The sequence below is a fragment of the Streptomyces sp. NPDC003327 genome (genome assembly GCF_053589515.1).
Genome location: NZ_JBSFSA010000005.1, coordinates 98,057 through 112,841, shown reverse-complemented (window position 1 = coordinate 112,841; position 14,785 = coordinate 98,057). Strand labels below are relative to the sequence as shown.

Annotated in this window: 13 protein-coding genes; 9 read left to right on the top strand and 4 right to left on the bottom strand. The window is 74.2% G+C overall.

The genetic code is table 11. The features are described 5' to 3' along the window. Positions 1-124: 124 nt before the first annotated feature. The gene (locus tag ACWDVG_RS06550; protein ID WP_451696794.1) at positions 125-1,735 is read right to left on the bottom strand and encodes a sigma factor-like helix-turn-helix DNA-binding protein; all 1,611 of its coding nucleotides are present in this window, start codon (positions 1,733-1,735) and stop codon (positions 125-127) included. A gap of 158 nt (positions 1,736-1,893) precedes the next feature. Here ACWDVG_RS06550 and ACWDVG_RS06545 point away from each other — a divergent pair, with 158 nt between their 5' ends. Then, on the top strand, positions 1,894-3,519 hold the full coding sequence (locus ACWDVG_RS06545; protein ID WP_451696792.1) for a cell division protein PerM: 1,626 nt from the start codon (positions 1,894-1,896) through the stop codon (positions 3,517-3,519). Positions 3,520-3,532: 13 nt separating this feature from the next. Here ACWDVG_RS06545 and ACWDVG_RS06540 read toward each other — a convergent pair whose 3' ends face one another. Then, the gene (locus ACWDVG_RS06540; protein ID WP_451696790.1) at positions 3,533-4,108 is read right to left on the bottom strand and encodes a TetR/AcrR family transcriptional regulator; all 576 of its coding nucleotides are present in this window, start codon (positions 4,106-4,108) and stop codon (positions 3,533-3,535) included. 109 nt (positions 4,109-4,217) lie between these two features. Here ACWDVG_RS06540 and ACWDVG_RS06535 point away from each other — a divergent pair, with 109 nt between their 5' ends. Further along, positions 4,218-5,144, top strand: a complete 927-nt coding sequence (locus tag ACWDVG_RS06535) for an NAD(P)-dependent oxidoreductase (protein ID WP_451696789.1) — start codon at positions 4,218-4,220, stop codon at positions 5,142-5,144. 29 nt (positions 5,145-5,173) lie between these two features. On the opposite strand, the gene ACWDVG_RS06530 is transcribed toward ACWDVG_RS06535, so the two are convergent. Further along, a complete protein-coding gene (locus ACWDVG_RS06530; RefSeq protein ID WP_451696787.1) occupies positions 5,174-5,974 on the bottom strand; it encodes a hypothetical protein in 801 nt (266 codons plus the stop codon). Positions 5,975-6,205: 231 nt separating this feature from the next. Between ACWDVG_RS06530 and purN the strand changes: the two genes are divergently transcribed. The 3 genes from purN to ACWDVG_RS06515 all read left to right on the top strand — a co-directional run bounded on the left by purN (position 6,206) and on the right by ACWDVG_RS06515 (position 9,991). After that, complete coding sequence (gene purN, locus ACWDVG_RS06525) at positions 6,206-6,835, top strand: phosphoribosylglycinamide formyltransferase (RefSeq protein WP_451696785.1); 630 nt, start codon at positions 6,206-6,208, stop codon at positions 6,833-6,835. Further along, positions 6,810-8,375: a bifunctional phosphoribosylaminoimidazolecarboxamide formyltransferase/IMP cyclohydrolase gene (purH, locus tag ACWDVG_RS06520; protein WP_451696783.1), complete on the top strand. Its 1,566-nt coding sequence runs from the start codon at positions 6,810-6,812 to the stop codon at positions 8,373-8,375. Before purN ends, purH begins: the two co-directional genes overlap by 26 nt. Before the next feature lie 179 nt (positions 8,376-8,554). Then, a complete protein-coding gene (locus ACWDVG_RS06515) occupies positions 8,555-9,991 on the top strand; it encodes a DUF2079 domain-containing protein (protein ID WP_451697013.1) in 1,437 nt (478 codons plus the stop codon). Between the two features lie 91 nt (positions 9,992-10,082). Here ACWDVG_RS06515 and ACWDVG_RS06510 read toward each other — a convergent pair whose 3' ends face one another. Beyond that, positions 10,083-10,673, bottom strand: a complete 591-nt coding sequence (locus tag ACWDVG_RS06510; RefSeq protein WP_451696781.1) for a hypothetical protein — start codon at positions 10,671-10,673, stop codon at positions 10,083-10,085. Positions 10,674-10,946: 273 nt separating this feature from the next. Here ACWDVG_RS06510 and ACWDVG_RS06505 point away from each other — a divergent pair, with 273 nt between their 5' ends. The 4 genes from ACWDVG_RS06505 to ACWDVG_RS06490 all read left to right on the top strand — a co-directional run bounded on the left by ACWDVG_RS06505 (position 10,947) and on the right by ACWDVG_RS06490 (position 14,778). Beyond that, positions 10,947-11,807: a bifunctional methylenetetrahydrofolate dehydrogenase/methenyltetrahydrofolate cyclohydrolase gene (locus tag ACWDVG_RS06505; RefSeq protein WP_451696779.1), complete on the top strand. Its 861-nt coding sequence runs from the start codon at positions 10,947-10,949 to the stop codon at positions 11,805-11,807. Between the two features lies 1 nt (position 11,808). Next, a complete protein-coding gene (locus ACWDVG_RS06500) occupies positions 11,809-12,330 on the top strand; it encodes a DUF3017 domain-containing protein (RefSeq protein WP_451696778.1) in 522 nt (173 codons plus the stop codon). A 236-nt stretch (positions 12,331-12,566) separates the two neighbouring features. Further along, positions 12,567-13,589, top strand: coding sequence for a DUF2690 domain-containing protein (locus ACWDVG_RS06495; RefSeq protein ID WP_451696776.1), 1,023 nt, complete (start codon positions 12,567-12,569; stop codon positions 13,587-13,589). A gap of 199 nt (positions 13,590-13,788) precedes the next feature. Further along, a complete protein-coding gene (locus tag ACWDVG_RS06490; protein WP_451696774.1) occupies positions 13,789-14,778 on the top strand; it encodes a malate dehydrogenase in 990 nt (329 codons plus the stop codon). Positions 14,779-14,785 lie beyond the last annotated feature (7 nt).

Genomic DNA, 14,785 nt, shown 5'->3' with positions numbered 1-14,785 from the left:
GCGGACAGGCACGGCGGAGGGCCCCGCCCCCCCCGGGAGACCGGGTGGGGGCGGGGCCTCTCGCACGACCGGGGTCCGGCGGGCGGCGGAGCGCCTTGAGGTGCGCGGCCCGGCGCCCCGGCCGCTACTGCGTGGACGGGACCAGGCGCTCCGGGCCCGGGTTCGGCTGGCCGCGCAGCCGGTCGCGGAGCTCGATGTCCTCGGGGGCCAGCTTCTGCGGGCCGCCGCGCACCGGAACGCCTTCGACCGACTGGCCGGGGGCGTTGACCGGGATGTACTGGGTCGGCGCGGTGGCCGCCGTGAAGGCCGTCACCGCGGCCAGGACCCCGGTCACCCCGACCACCGCCCGCGTCCAGCGCCTGGCCCGCCGCTCGCTGCCCGTCCGGACGGCGCGGGCAGCCGGAAGGGTCGCCGTCGGCGCCTCCGCGACCAGCTCGGCGAGCCGGCGTTGCAGGTCCTCGGGCTCGGCGAGGTCGGGCACGTGCCGCCCGATCACGGCACGGGCGTGCAGCAGTCGGTTCGCGGCGGCGGGCGTGCTCGCCTCCGTCTCGGCGGCCGTCTCCGGCAGGTCGAGGCCGAGCCCGTCGTAGAGCAGGACCGTGCGCCGGTACGGCGGGGGGAGTTCGAGCAGAGCCGTCAGCAGCGCCCGCCGCTTGGCCTCGGTCGGCGGGGCGTCCGGGTGACGGTGACGGCGGCGCAGCCGGTGCCAGGGCGAGAGCGCGTACTCGTACGCCGCCGCCCGCACCCACCCGATCGGGTCGGCGTCGACGGCCACCTCGGGCCAGCGCTGCCAGGCGTGGTGGAAGGCGTGCTCCACCGACTCGCGGGAGAGGCTGCGGCGGCCGGTGAGCAGATAGGTCTGGTGGACGAGGCCGGGCGCGGCGTACGCGTAGAGGGCGTCGAAGGCCTCCTCGGGGGTCAGCCCCGACCCGGCGGCATCGGCGGCCTCGGCGACGTCGGCCGTGACGGGCTCGGTGGCCTCCGTGGCCTCCGTGGCCTCCGTGGCCTCCGTGGCCTCCGCGGCCTCGGCGGGCACGGGGGCCTCGGCGTCCGGCGTCGGGGGCGACGGTTCCGGTTTCAGGCGCTCCCGCGGCTGCGCGGGGGGCCTGCGGCCGGGGCCCTGGGCGAGCGCCGACGAGGAGGGCGAGGGCGCCTTCGGAGGCTTCGCGGCGCGCTTGGCCGCGGCCCTCGGCCGGACGTTTCCCGTGGCCGGGGCGCTCGGTGCGCCCTTCTGCCCGTCGGTTCGCGTCGTCGTCGTGACGGAGTGCAGGTCGGCGTTCTCCGCCGACCGTTCCGGGGCGGCCCGACGTACGGAGGGTGCACCGCCCCCCGTGGAGCCGGCATCGCCGGCATCGCGGTCGCCGCTCTCGGCGCCTGAGCCGGTGGCGGTCGGCGGGGCCGGTGCAGGGGCGGCGCCCCGGGCCCCGGCATCCCCGGCCCCGGCGCCCCGGGTTCCGGCATCCCCGGCCCCGGCGCCCCGGGTTCCGGCGTCGCCGTACGCGGCGCCCCGGCTTCCGGCGTCGCCGTACGCGGTGGCCTCGCCCGCGCTCCCGGCCGTCTCGCGCGCGGTGCCGAGCAGCCTCGCGTACGCCTCCCGCTTGCGGCCCCGTGGTGAGGACCGGCCCGTCTCCCATGCCTTGACCGTGGCCCTCGTGACGCCCACGGCCTCGGCGACCTGGTCCTCGCTCAGCGCGAGGGCCTCGCGCAACCTGCGCCGCTCCTTGGGGGTCGGCAAGGTCGCGGAGGATGCGGGTTCGGTGGTGCTCCGGCTCATCGGCGTCGACCTCCCGCAGAGCAGCTCCGGGCGGAAAAGTACATAAACGTATATTGAGCGACACAACGGATGTTTGCCTGTTACGCCGCGAAAGCGCGTGTCGTTGGGAGCATGGCCCCGTGACCCACGTGACCGAGCACCCCCTGGTCCAGGGCGGCCGATCCACCGCGCTCGCCACCGCCTGCGTCCGCGGCGCGATGGCCGCCGGGCTCGGCCTCGGCGCCCTCGCCGTCCTGGTGATCGCGGCCTGGATCAGCTCACCGTTCCCCGACAGCGGACCCGTTGGCGCCCTGCACGTCGCCACCGGCCTCTGGCTCCTCGCCCACGGCGTCGACCTGGTCCGCACGGACACGCTCTCGGGCCTGCCCGCCCCCCTCGGCCTGGCGCCACTGCTCCTCACCGCGCTGCCCCTGTGGCTGATCCACCGGGCCGCGCGCGACACCGTCGACACGGAGGCCGACGGCGCCGACCCCGACGGGGACGGGGACGGGGGCGGCGCGGGGCGACCGGGCGCGGCCTCCACGGGAGGCGTGATCGTCGCCGTCGGCGGCGGATACCTGCTGGTCGGGGCGGTGGCCGTCGTCTACAGCGCGAGCGGCCCGCTGCCCGCCGACCTGATCACGGCCGGGTTGTGGATGCCCGCCCTGGTCGCCGCCGCGGCCGGTTCGGGGGTCTGGACGGCGCTCGGCCGCCCGCTCCCCGGCCTGCCCCTGCCCGGCGGGGTCGACGCCCGCCCCGCGCTGCGGGCCGCTGGCCTCGGCCTGGGCACGCTCCTCGGCGGCGGGGCGGTCCTCGCCGCGGCCTCGCTGGTCGTGCACGCGGGCGCGGCGCAGGCCGCCTTCGCGGGACTCACCAGCGAGTGGTCCGGACGGGTGACGGTGGTGCTGCTCGTCCTCGCGCTGCTGCCGAACGCGGCGGTGTGGGGAGCGGCGTACGGTCTCGGGCCCGGCCTCGCGCTCGGTACGGGTGCGGCGGCGACCCCCCTGGGCCTCGTCGGGGACCCGGTCCTGCCGCCGTTCCCGCTGCTCGCGGCCCTGCCGACCGACCCGCGCGGCACCTGGGCGCACGCGGCCGCCGCGGCCGTTCCGCTGCTCGCCGCCGTCGTGATCGGCAGGTCCGTGGGAGCCCGGTCGGTCCGGGGGCGCACGGCCCCGGAGACGGCCCTGACCGTGGTGGCGGCCGCGTGGGGGTACGGCGTGGCCGTCGCCGTCCTCGCGGGCGCGGCGGGCGGCCCGCTCGGTTCCGGGCGGCTCGCCGACTTCGGCCCGGTGGGGTGGCAGGCGGGCGGGGCCGCGGTGCTGTGGGCGTCGGCCGTCGGGGTGCCGGTGGCGCTGGGCGTGCGGGCCCTGGGGCGCCGCGGGCTCCGCCGGGCGGACGCCCCGCGCGGGCTGCGCCGGCCGCACGCTCCGCGCTGGCCGCGCCGCTCGCACGCCCCGGCGCCGGTGCCCGCACCGGCTCCCTCGCCCGGGGTCCCCGTGGCGGCCGGGGTGTCCGAGCCCGCACAGGCGCCCGCGCCCCGGCGCGGCCGCGCCGGGCTGGACGACCTCGACGACCTCGACCGGCTCGACGGGGACGACGACTCCGGTTACGTACCGTACGACTTCCTGCCGGCGGCCTGGGAACCTCCCGCCGCGAGCCCCGCGCCCCCCGCCCCGAACCCCGCCGGGCGCCCCGAGCCGCCCGCCGGAAACCCCTCGAACCCCGCACCGCCACCGCCCCCGCCCCTGCCCCCGCCACCGTCCTAGCGGCGGGCTCCCGTCAGGACGCGTGGGCGCGCACGAGGCGGGCGAGTTGGCGGCCGGCCACGTGGAGGGGTTCCTCGCTGCGGTTGACCTGGGCGGTGACCTCGGCGCCCTCCAGGGCGGAGATGACCATGCTCGCCAGTTCCCGCGCGCTCTCGACGGGGAAGCCGCTGCGCAGCAGCTTGTCGCAGACCAGCTGCTCCCAGCCGCGCATCGCGTCGGCGCACGCCCGCTGGATCTCGGAGTCGGTGCCCAGGGTCTCCAGGGCCGCCGCGGTCACCGGGCAGCCGTCGGTCCAGCCCGAGGCGCGCAGCGCCTCCGCGAGCTGCCGGGAGCAGGCCGTGACGGCCTCCGCCGCGTCCGCCTCGCTGTCCAGCGCCTCCCGCAGGAGCGTCGCGAACTCCTCGCTGCCGTGGTGGATCGCGGCGACGGCGACGGCTTCCTTGCCGCCCGGGAAGAAGTGGTAGACGGAGCCGAGGGTGGCCTGCGCCTCCTGGGCGATCTGCTTGATGCCCGTACCGACGTAGCCCTGCCGCTGCAGGAGTCGTGAGGCGGCGACGACGATCCGGTCCCGTGTGCTGCTGGTCTGCATGCGGCCACAGTAACGTCCATTGGTTAGAGCGCTCGCTCCAGAGCTGTGCTACGTTTCCCCCACGCTCTAAATAGAGCGTTCGTTTTAGTGACGTCGAGAGGACCTCACCATGAGCACCGCGCAGTCGGACAAGCAGTCGGAGCAGCAGTCGTACAAGCAGTCGTACAAGCAGGCGGTCACCGTCATCGGCCTCGGTCCCATGGGCCGGGCCATGGCGGGCGCGTTCCTCGACCGCGGGTACGAGGTCACCCTCTGGAACCGCACCGCCTCGCGCGCCGACGACCTGGTCGCGCGCGGCGCGGTGCTCGCGCCGAGCGTCAAGGAGGCCCTCACCGCCCACGAGCTGGTGATCCTCAGCCTCACGGACTACGACGCCGTGTACGCCACGCTCGGGCCCGCCGAGTCCGCGCTGGCCGGCCGGGTCCTCGTCAACCTCAGTTCGGACACGCCGGAGAAGGCGCGCGCCGCGGCCCGGTGGGCGGCCGAGCGGGGCGCCGTCCACCTGACCGGCGGCGTCACCGTCCCGCCCTCCGGGATCGGGCAGGCGGAGTCCTCGACCTTCTACAGCGGTTCCCGCGAGGCCTTCGAGGTGCACCGGCCCGCGCTCGAGGTCGTCACCGGACGGACCGACTACCGTGGCGAGGACCCCGGCCTGGCCGCGCTCATGTACCAGATCGGCATGGTCATGTTCTGGCCCGCCATGCTCAGCTACTGGCAGGCCGTCGCCCTCGCCCACGCGCACGGCCTCACGGCGGCCGACATCCTGCCGCACGCCGTGGAGACCGCGAACTCGCTGCCGGGGTTCTACGCCTTCTACGCCGAGCGCATCGACGCCGGCCGGCACGACGGGGACGTGGACCGCCTCGCCATGGGAGCGGCCAGCGCCGACCACGTCCTGCACACGAACGCGGACGCGGGCGTCGACACGACGCTCCCGGCCGTGCTCGTCGAGATGTTCCGGCGCGGGATGGACGCCGGCCACGCCGCCGACAGCTTCTCCAGCGTCGTGGAACTCATGAAGAAGGCCCGGGTGTAGCCCCGGGCCCTCGTGATCCGGCGGTCCCGCTACTCCCGGACGCCGAAGCCGTCGCGCAGCGGCTTCGGGAGGAGGTCGTTGCAGGCGAGCTGGCCCGCGTGGGTCAGGGCGTCGTCACGGCACTCGTAGAAGTCGCGGTAGACCAGCTGGAGGGTGAAGCCGGCGGCGACGATCATCAGGGCCACGCCCGAGGCGACCAGGCCGCTGATCGCGGCGGTGCGCAGGGAGCGCAGGGGCGGCGCGGGGCGGTCCGCCGGAGCGGCGGCGGGCGTCCGTTCCGAGGGCTGGGACGCGGACTGTGATGTCGGCGACACCGCCGGCTCCGCTCCCGGCTTCGTCCGCAGCGCGCTGACGCCCCAGTACACGCCGAGCGCGCCGAGCAGCAGCGCCAGCTCCGGGATTTCGAAGATCGCGAAGAAGAAGGCCCACATGCCGGAGAGCACCGCGTACCGCGCCCGCCGCTGGGCCGGGTCCCTCGGGTCCCAGCGCAGCGCGGGCCTGCCGGGCTCCTGACCGGAGCCGCCGGGACCGCCCTGGCCACCCGGGCCGCCGCCCTGGCGCTCGGGGTCGCGCCCGAAGCCGTCCGTCGAACGGCCCGGCTGCCGGGGGCTCCAGCGCCCGTCGGAAGCCCCCGACGAGCCCGAGGCCCCCGAAGTGCCCGAGGAATCCGACGAGCCCGAGGAGCCCGACGAGGGATCGGACGGGTCCGAGGGGCCGGACGCGTCGCCGCCCGAGCCCTCCGGCCGCCGTGGCTGCCACGGCTGGTCCGGCCGGCCCTCGGGCGGCGGCGCGAACGGGTTGTTGTCGTTCGTGGAGTGGCGTTCCGGCATGTGCTGGACGTCTTCCCTCTGTCGTCGTGACCGTCGTCGTGACTCCGGCGGCACCCGCGGCCCCTGCTGGCGTCGGCCCTGACGCTACCGCCCTGCTCCGCCCCCGTCCCGTGGGGGCCGTCCCGTGTGCCGGTATCGTTGCTGACGGTCGAGCCATTCGTAGGGTTCCCCGTATCGAGGGGCACGATTCGTTCGTACGACCGCACAAACACCACGGAAAGAGTGACCCCTGTGGCTGCCGCCCGTCTCGTCGTCCTGGTCTCCGGGTCCGGTACCAATCTGCAGGCCCTCCTCGACGCCATCGCCGCCGACCCCGAGGGGTACGGCGCGGAGATCGTCGCCGTCGGCGCGGACCGCGACTCCGTCGTCGGTCTGGAGCGGGCCGAGCGGGCCGGGCTGCCCACCTTCGTGTGCCGGGTGAAGGACCACGCCACCCGCGAGGAGTGGGACCGCGCCCTGACCGAGGCCACCGCCGCGTACGAGCCGGACCTCGTCGTCTCGGCCGGCTTCATGAAGATCGTCGGCAAGGAGTTCCTCGCCCGCTTCGGCGGCCGGGTCGTCAACACCCACCCGGCGCTCCTCCCCAGTTTTCCCGGTGCCCACGGGGTGCGTGACGCCCTCGCGTACGGCGCGAAGGTCACCGGGTGCACCGTCCACTTCGTCGACGACGGTGTCGACACCGGCCCGATCATCGCCCAGGGCGTGGTCGAGGTGCGGGAGACGGACGATGAAGCCGCTCTGCACGAGCGCATCAAGGAAGTCGAGCGCTCGCTGCTCGTCGACGTCGTCGGGCGGCTCGCCCGCAACGGCTATCGCATTGAGGGACGAAAGGTTCATGTCGGTGAACACGGACACCGTTAAGCCCATCCGCCGCGCGCTCGTCAGCGTCTACGACAAGACGGGGCTCGAGGAGCTGGCCCGCGGTCTGCACGAGGCCGGTGTCGAGCTCGTCTCCACCGGCTCCACCGCCGGGAAGATCGCCGCCGCCGGGGTCCCGGTCACCAAGGTCGAGGAGCTCACCGGCTTCCCCGAGTGCCTGGACGGCCGCGTCAAGACCCTGCACCCGCGCGTGCACGCCGGCATCCTCGCCGACCTGCGCCTGGAGTCGCACCGCGAGCAGCTCGCCGAGCTGGGCGTGGAGCCCTTCGACCTGGTCGTCGTGAACCTCTACCCGTTCCGCGAGACGGTCGCCTCCGGCGCCACCCCGGACGAGTGCGTCGAGCAGATCGACATCGGCGGCCCGTCGATGGTCCGCGCCGCGGCCAAGAACCACCCGTCGGTCGCGATCGTCACCAGCCCGGAGCGGTACGCCGACGTGCTCGCCGCCGTCCAGGCCGGCGGCTTCGACCTGACCGCCCGCAAGCGGCTCGCCGCCGAGGCCTTCCAGCACACCGCCGCGTACGACGTGGCCGTGGCCTCCTGGTTCGCCGACGACTACGCGGCCGCCGACGACTCCGGCTTCCCCGACTTCCTGGGCGCCACGTACGGGCGGAAGAACGTCCTGCGCTACGGCGAGAACCCGCACCAGGGCGCCGCGCTCTACGTCGACGGCACGGGCGGCCTCGCCGAGGCCGAGCAGCTGCACGGCAAGGAGATGTCGTACAACAACTTCACGGACACCGATGCCGCGCGCCGGGCCGCGTACGACCACACCGAGCCCTGCGTCGCGATCATCAAGCACGCCAACCCGTGCGGCATCGCGATCGGCGCCGACATCGCCGAGGCCCACCGCAAGGCCCACGCCTGCGACCCGCTCTCCGCGTTCGGCGGCGTCATCGCCGTCAACCGCCCGGTCTCCGTCGCGATGGCCGAGCAGGTCGCCGAGATCTTCACCGAGGTCATCGTCGCCCCGGCGTACGAGGACGGCGCCGTCGAGGTCCTCGCCAAGAAGAAGAACATCCGCGTGCTGCGCGCCGAGGGCGCCCCGAGCAACCCGGTCGAGGTCAAGCCGATCGACGGCGGCGCGCTCCTCCAGGTCACCGACCGCCTCCAGGCGGACGGCGACGACCCCGCGAACTGGACCCTCGCGACCGGCGAGGCCCTCTCCGCCGAGGAACTGGCCGAGCTCGCCTTCGCCTGGAAGGCCTGCCGCGCGGTGAAGTCCAACGCGATCCTGCTCGCCAAGGACGGCGCCTCCGTCGGCGTCGGCATGGGCCAGGTCAACCGCGTCGACTCCGCCAAGCTCGCCGTCGAGCGGGCCGGCGAGGAGCGGGCGCGCGGCGCGTACGCCGCCTCCGACGCCTTCTTCCCCTTCCCGGACGGCCTGGAGATCCTCACCGCGGCCGGCGTGAAGGCGGTCGTGCAGCCCGGCGGCTCGGTCCGCGACGAGCAGGTCGTCGAGGCCGCGAAGGCGGCCGGCGTGACGATGTACTTCACCGGCACGCGCCACTTCTTCCACTGACGGTGAGCGTGCGGTGACCGCGGGGCCTCCCTCCCGGGGGAGGCCCCGCGGCCTGCCCGCCCGCCGCCCCGGGAGCCCCGCGGCGCGCCTCCGGGCCCTCCGGTGGGCGGCTCGGCCGTCCGGGTGGACTCTGGTCTAATGGGTTGCTCTTTTGTCGGCCGCCAGTACTGGGGGACGTGGTGTTGGACGTACTGAACAGGCCGGCGGCGGACACGGACGCCGGGCGACCCGGCGACGAGGGCCTGTCACCGGCCCCCCTCCGCCCGTACCTGATCATCGCGGCCGTCCTCTGCGGCCTGTACTTCCTCTACTCCTGGGTGCAGTACACGCACTTCCGCACCCCCTCCTGGGACCTCGGGATCTTCGGGCAGTCCGTCCGCGCCTACGCCGAGTTCCGCGCGCCCGTCGTCGACATCAAGGGCCACGACTTCCTGATCCTCGGCGACCACTTCAGCCCCGTCACGGCGCTCCTCGCGCCGCTCTACTGGATCTGGCCCTCGCCCGTCTCCCTGCTCTTCGCCCAGGCCGCGCTCTTCGCCGCCTCCGCGGTCGTCGTCGGCCGCACCACCCAGCAGGTCCTCGGCAGCCGGGCCGCCGGCGTCGGCCTGACCGTCGCCTACGGGCTCTCCTGGGGGCTCCAGGAGGCGGTCAAGTCCGACTTCCACGAGATCGCCTTCGCCGTCCCGATGCTCGCCCTGGCCTGCCGCGCCCTGATCCTCGGGCGCTGGACGGCGGCCGTCGCCTGGTCCCTGCCCCTCGTCCTCGTCAAGGAGGACATGGGGCTCACCGTCGCCATGGTCGGCGTGGTCCTCTTCGTGAAGGGCCGCAGGAAGCTGGGCGCCGCCGTCGCCGCCTTCGGCACGGCGGCCTTCGCGCTGACCGTGCTCGTGCTCATCCCGGCGGCCAGCCGCGTCGGCCAGTACGACTACTGGGCCAAGATCGAGAAGACGAGCGAGGGGCAGCAGACCTCCTTCGGGCAGGTCCTCGTCGACGCCCTCGCGCCCGGCGAGCGCTGGGAGATGGTGATCTTCCTGCTCGCCCTGACCGGGTTCCTCGCCCTGCGCTCCCCGCTGGTCCTGCTCGTCCTGCCGACGCTCGGCTGGCGCTTCGTCTCCCAGGACGCCAACCACTGGGGCATGCACTGGCACTACAGCGCCATCCTCATGCCGATCGTCTTCCTGGCCCTGGTGGACGCCGTCCGCGCCGTCCGCACCTCGCCGCGCGCCTGGCTCGTCTCGTACGGGAAGGTCGTCGTCCCGGTCGCGACGGCGGTCGCGCTCGTCCTCGCCGCGAACCTGCCGCTCCGGGAGCTGCTGCGCTCCGAGACGTACCGCACCGACGCCCGGGCCGAACAGGCGCGCGCGGCCGTCGCGGCGGTGCCGGAGGGCGTCAGCGTCGAGGCGGACGTCCCGCTCCTCGCCCACCTCACGGCGGACCACCGGGTCTACTGGGTGGGCACCTCCCAGGGGGCGACGCCGGACTACCTCGCGTACGACCTCCGGGGGTGGGCGGGACAGGCCTCGGACGCGGTCCAGCGGGCTTCGCAATCGCACCCGGGAGTGACGTACGAGGTCACGTTCAGCACGCAGGAGTTCGCGGTGCTGAAGCGGCGGTGACGGCCGGGAAAACACCGGGGGCCGGATTCCGCGCGGAATCCGGCCCCTGCGTGTTGCTCGTGATCACCCGGTGGCTCGTGATCACCCGTGATCAGTACTGCTGCTTGTTCCGGTTGAACCAGGCAGCGGCGTCCGACTTCGCGTAGAAGACGATGATCAGGATGCCGAGGACCAGGCTGAGGATCGCGAAGACGTTCGCGCCCGCCAGGCTGATGAGGCTCATCAGGGTCACGAGGGAGCCGTACACGATGGCGGAGATGCGGATGCCGTTGCCGCCGGTGGCGCTCTTGGCGCCCATCATGATCGCCCAGATGCCGAAGGCGAGCGCGACCACGCCGAAGAAGATGAACACGCCGGTCACCGCGGCCGCGGCGCCGTCCGTGTTGCTCAGCTCGGTCGAGGAGTCGGCGATCTGGTCGGCGACCCAGCCGCCGGCCACGGCCAGGACGATGCCGGAGACGACCTGGAGGACGCCGAGGATCCACAGCATGACGCGGCCGGCCTTGACGCCGCCGGGCATGACCATGGCCGCGCCCGGGTAGCCGCCGCCGTACGCCGGGGCGGCCGGGTAGCCGTAGCCCTGCTGCGGCGGGACGCCCTGCGGGGCCTGCTGCGGGTAGCCGTAGCCGGGCTGCTGGCCCTGCTGCTGGCCGTAGGGGTTGTTCGGATCGCCGAAGCTCATCGCGAAATTCCTCCGTGACTCTTTCTTGCGGGGACGAAACGCGGCCCGCGCGGAGGACCTTCACAGTGAAATGAGCGGATCTCCCCCCGGCACTTTCCGCGGTACTGCGCGGATCATCGTCGTCTTACCGTCGACTTTTTGTCCAGTCGATACGCACCGGAGTTGTGCGAGTGCAACGCAAGCGCAACCTCCCGTCCGGCCCCCCGGTCACCTCGGGCGGCCGGGGGCGTCACGGATTGGAACATGGCGGGGGTCATCCGGGAGGATGTCCCCATGAGCGCCCAGATTCTCGATGGCAAGGCCACCGCAGCCGCGATCAAGTCCGATCTGACCGTCCGTGTGGCGGCCCTCAGGGAGAAGGGCGTCACGCCCGGTCTCGGCACCGTCCTGGTCGGTGACGACCCGGCGAGCCAGAAGTACGTGGCCGGAAAGCACCGTGACTGCGCGCAGGTCGGCATCGCCTCCATCCAGCGCGAACTGCCCGCCACCGCCACCCAGGACGAGATCGAGTCGGTCGTACGCGAACTCAACGAGGACCCGGCCTGCACGGGTTACATCGTCCAGCTCCCGCTGCCCAAGGGCATCGACGAGAACCGCATCCTGGAGCTGATGGACCCGGCCAAGGACGCGGACGGCCTGCACCCGACCAACCTCGGCCGGCTCGTGCTCAACGAGCCCGCGCCGCTGCCCTGCACGCCGAACGGCGTCATCACGCTGCTGCGCGCGCACGGCGTGGAGATCAACGGCGCCGAGGTCGTGGTCGTCGGCCGCGGCGTCACCATCGGGCGCCCGATGCCGCTGATCCTCACCCGCCGCTCCGAGAACGCCACCGTGACCCAGTGCCACACCGGCACCCGGGACCTGTCGGCGCACCTGCGGAACGCCGACATCATCGTCGCGGCCGCCGGCGTCCCGCACCTCATCAAGCCCGAGGACGTGAAGCCGGGCGCGGCCGTCCTCGACGTCGGCGTCTCCCGCAACGCCGAGGGCAAGATCCTCGGCGACGTGCACCCGGACGTCGCCGAGGTGGCCGGCTGGATCTCCCCGAACCCCGGCGGCGTGGGCCCGATGACCCGCGCGCAGCTGCTCGTCAACGTCGTCGAGGCCGCCGAGCGCGCGGCCGAGGCCCTCTGACGTGACCTCCGGGACCCCGGGGGACCCGGACGGGACCATGGGCGAGGCGAGGGACGCGCACGCGGTCGGCGGGTCCGGCAGGCCGGGGGACGCGGGCGGGTCCGCCGGCGCTCCGGCGCGCGGGTTCACGCGGCCGAAGCCGACCGTCGTCACCGCCGGGACCGCGCGGCCCGAGGGCGGCGGCCGGGCGGCGCCGGGTGACGCCCCGGCGCCCGCCCGCCAGTGGCCGCTGCTCACGGTCCTCGGCCTCACCGCCCTCGGCCTGCTGATCGTGGGCACCGACCCCTTCCCGCAGTCCTTCCGGATCGGGGCGGTCCTGATCGGCGCCGCGCTGCTCCTCGGCGCCGTGCTGCGCCGGGTGCTCCCGTCGGTGGGGATGCTGGCCGTGCGGTCGCGCTTCACCGACATGTTCACGTACGGGGTCATGGGCGGCCTGATCGTGCTGCTCGCGCTCATGGTGCAGCCGGAGCCCTGGCTGCGGATCCCGTTCCTGGAGGACGTCCTCCACCTGACGGTGACGTGACGACGACCCGGTCACGGTGACGGTGCCCGCCCTCTCCCCCGTGGGAGGGCGGGCACCGCCGCGATCAAGGGTCATGTACTCGCCAAGGCGGCTTCAAGGCCCGTCGGGGCGCTGTGGCACGGAAGTGACCATTCCGCTATCTTCCGCCGACTCGCCGCCACTTCCCCGCACCGGGGGCGCGCCCCGGCCCCGGACCTGCCATCCTTCGGGGAAGCAGGGAACAAGGGGGACCGCACATGGCTGCCTGGAAGGCGCTGCCGGACGAACTCGATCCGGATGTACGGGCGTTCACGGAACGGCTCCGCCGCCTGATCGACCGCAGCGGACTCGGCGTCGTCGCCGTCGCCGAACGCACGGGTCACGACCGGGCCACCTGGGACGCGTACTTGAGGGGCGAGCGCCCCGTCCCGCGCGGCGCGGCCGTGGCGCTCGCCGAGGTCACGGGTACCGACGTGGCGGGCCTCGCCGCGGAGTGGGAGCACGCGGACCGGGCGTGGAAGCGGCAGCGCGGCACGGCGGCGGGGCCTGTCGGTCCCGGTGACGGGGGCGACGAGCGGACCATGCAGTTCCGGCGCGTGGACGCGGAGCGCGCCCCGATCCGTACTCCCGGCGGAACTCCTGTCGGCGGAATTCCCGGGGGGACGCCTGGCGGGACGCCTGCCGGGATGTCCGGGCCGTCCGTCGGGAGGTCCGGGACGCCTGCCGGGATGTCGGGGCCGTCCGTCGGTGCCGGCGCCCGCGCCCCCGCCGCCTCGCGGTCGAAGACGGCGCTGCTCTACGCCGCCGGAATCGGCGGGGCCGCGCTCGTCGTCGTCGCCGCGCTGCTGCTCGTCGACCTCGGCGGCGGGGGAGCCGACGACGGCCGCGCCGCGCCGCCCACCACCACGGTGACGACCCCCGCGACGCCCACCGGCCTGCCGCCCGGCGTGCGGTGCGCGGGAACCGGCTGCGCGGGCAAGGACCCGGAGGCCATGGGGTGCGGCGGCCCCCTCGCCGCCACCGTCGCCAGCGCCCACCTCGGCACCGTCCAGGTCGAGGTCCGGCACAGCGCCACCTGCCGGGCCGCCTGGGCCCGGATCACCGGCGCCGCGCCCGGCGACACCGTCAGCGTCGAGGCGGCCGGCGCGACCCGGACCGCGACGCCCGACCCGGGCGCCGACACCGACGCGTACACGGCGATGGTGGCGGTCGAGGAGGCGACCGACGCCCGCGCCTGCATCACCCGCACCGACGGAGGCGAGGAGTGCACCGCGAACTGACGAACGGACAGAATCCGTCCGCCCCGGCCCGGACGGGTGGCAGTGAGCCGAACCACAAGGGGCAGGGGGTCGGGAGGGGCCCGGGTCCGATAGCCTGACCGCCGGATATCTCTTCACGTCGAGACATCGATCGATCAAGGAGGGGTATCCAGCATCAGGGGCAGGGACCCCCACCGCCAGCTGTCTTACGGAGATCGCCATGACCCGCACTCCCGTGAATGTCACCGTCACCGGCGCGGCCGGCCAGATCGGCTACGCGCTGCTCTTCCGCATCGCCTCCGGCCACCTGCTCGGCGCGGACGTGCCGGTCAAGCTGCGCCTTCTCGAGATCCCGCAGGGCGTCAAGGCCGCCGAGGGCACCGCCATGGAGCTCGACGACTGCGCGTTCCCGCTGCTCAAGGGCATCGACATCTTCGACGACCCGAACAAGGGCTTCGAGGGTGCCAACGTCGCGCTGCTCGTCGGCGCCCGTCCGCGCACCGCGGGCATGGAGCGCGGTGACCTGCTCGCCGCCAACGGCGGCATCTTCAAGCCGCAGGGCCAGGCCATCAACGCCCACGCGGCGGACGACATCAAGGTCCTCGTCGTCGGCAACCCGGCCAACACCAACGCCCTCATCGCGCAGCAGTCCGCCCCGGACGTCCCGGCCGAGCGCTTCACCGCGATGACGCGCCTGGACCACAACCGCGCCCTGACGCAGCTGGCCCAGAAGACCGGCGCCTCCGTCGAGGACATCAAGCGCCTCACCATCTGGGGCAACCACTCCGCCACCCAGTACCCGGACATCTTCCACGCGGAGATCGCCGGCAAGAACGCCGCCGAGGTCGTCAACGACGAGGCGTGGCTGGCCGACACCTTCATCCCGACCGTCGCCAAGCGCGGCGCCGCGATCATCGACGCCCGTGGCGCGTCCTCCGCCGCCTCGGCCGCCAACGCCGCCATCGACCACGTCCACACCTGGGTCAACGGCACCCGCGAGGGCGACTGGACCTCCATGGGCATCCCCTCGGACGGCTCCTACGGCGTCCCCGAGGGCCTCATCTCCTCCTTCCCCGTCACCTGCAAGGACGGCACGTACGAGATCGTCCAGGGCCTGGAGATCAACGACTTCTCCCGCAGCCGCATCGACGCCTCGGTCAAGGAGCTCTCCGAGGAGCGCGACGCGGTCCGCGAGCTCGGCCTCATCTGAGCCCCCA

Bases quoted from the DNA above. Each gene is read 5' to 3' on its own strand.
- ACWDVG_RS06540 (WP_451696790.1), bottom strand. From the start codon at position 4,108: ATGCAGACCAGCAGCACACGGGACCGGATCGTCGTCGCCGCCTCACGA.
- ACWDVG_RS06535 (WP_451696789.1), top strand. From the start codon at position 4,218: ATGAGCACCGCGCAGTCGGACAAGCAGTCGGAGCAGCAGTCGTACAAG.
- ACWDVG_RS06530 (WP_451696787.1), bottom strand. From the start codon at position 5,974: ATGCCGGAACGCCACTCCACGAACGACAACAACCCGTTCGCGCCGCCG.
- purH (WP_451696783.1), top strand. From the start codon at position 6,810: ATGTCGGTGAACACGGACACCGTTAAGCCCATCCGCCGCGCGCTCGTC.
- ACWDVG_RS06510 (WP_451696781.1), bottom strand. From the start codon at position 10,673: ATGAGCTTCGGCGATCCGAACAACCCCTACGGCCAGCAGCAGGGCCAG.
- ACWDVG_RS06505 (WP_451696779.1), top strand. From the start codon at position 10,947: ATGAGCGCCCAGATTCTCGATGGCAAGGCCACCGCAGCCGCGATCAAG.
- ACWDVG_RS06495 (WP_451696776.1), top strand. From the start codon at position 12,567: ATGGCTGCCTGGAAGGCGCTGCCGGACGAACTCGATCCGGATGTACGG.
- ACWDVG_RS06490 (WP_451696774.1), top strand. From the start codon at position 13,789: ATGACCCGCACTCCCGTGAATGTCACCGTCACCGGCGCGGCCGGCCAG.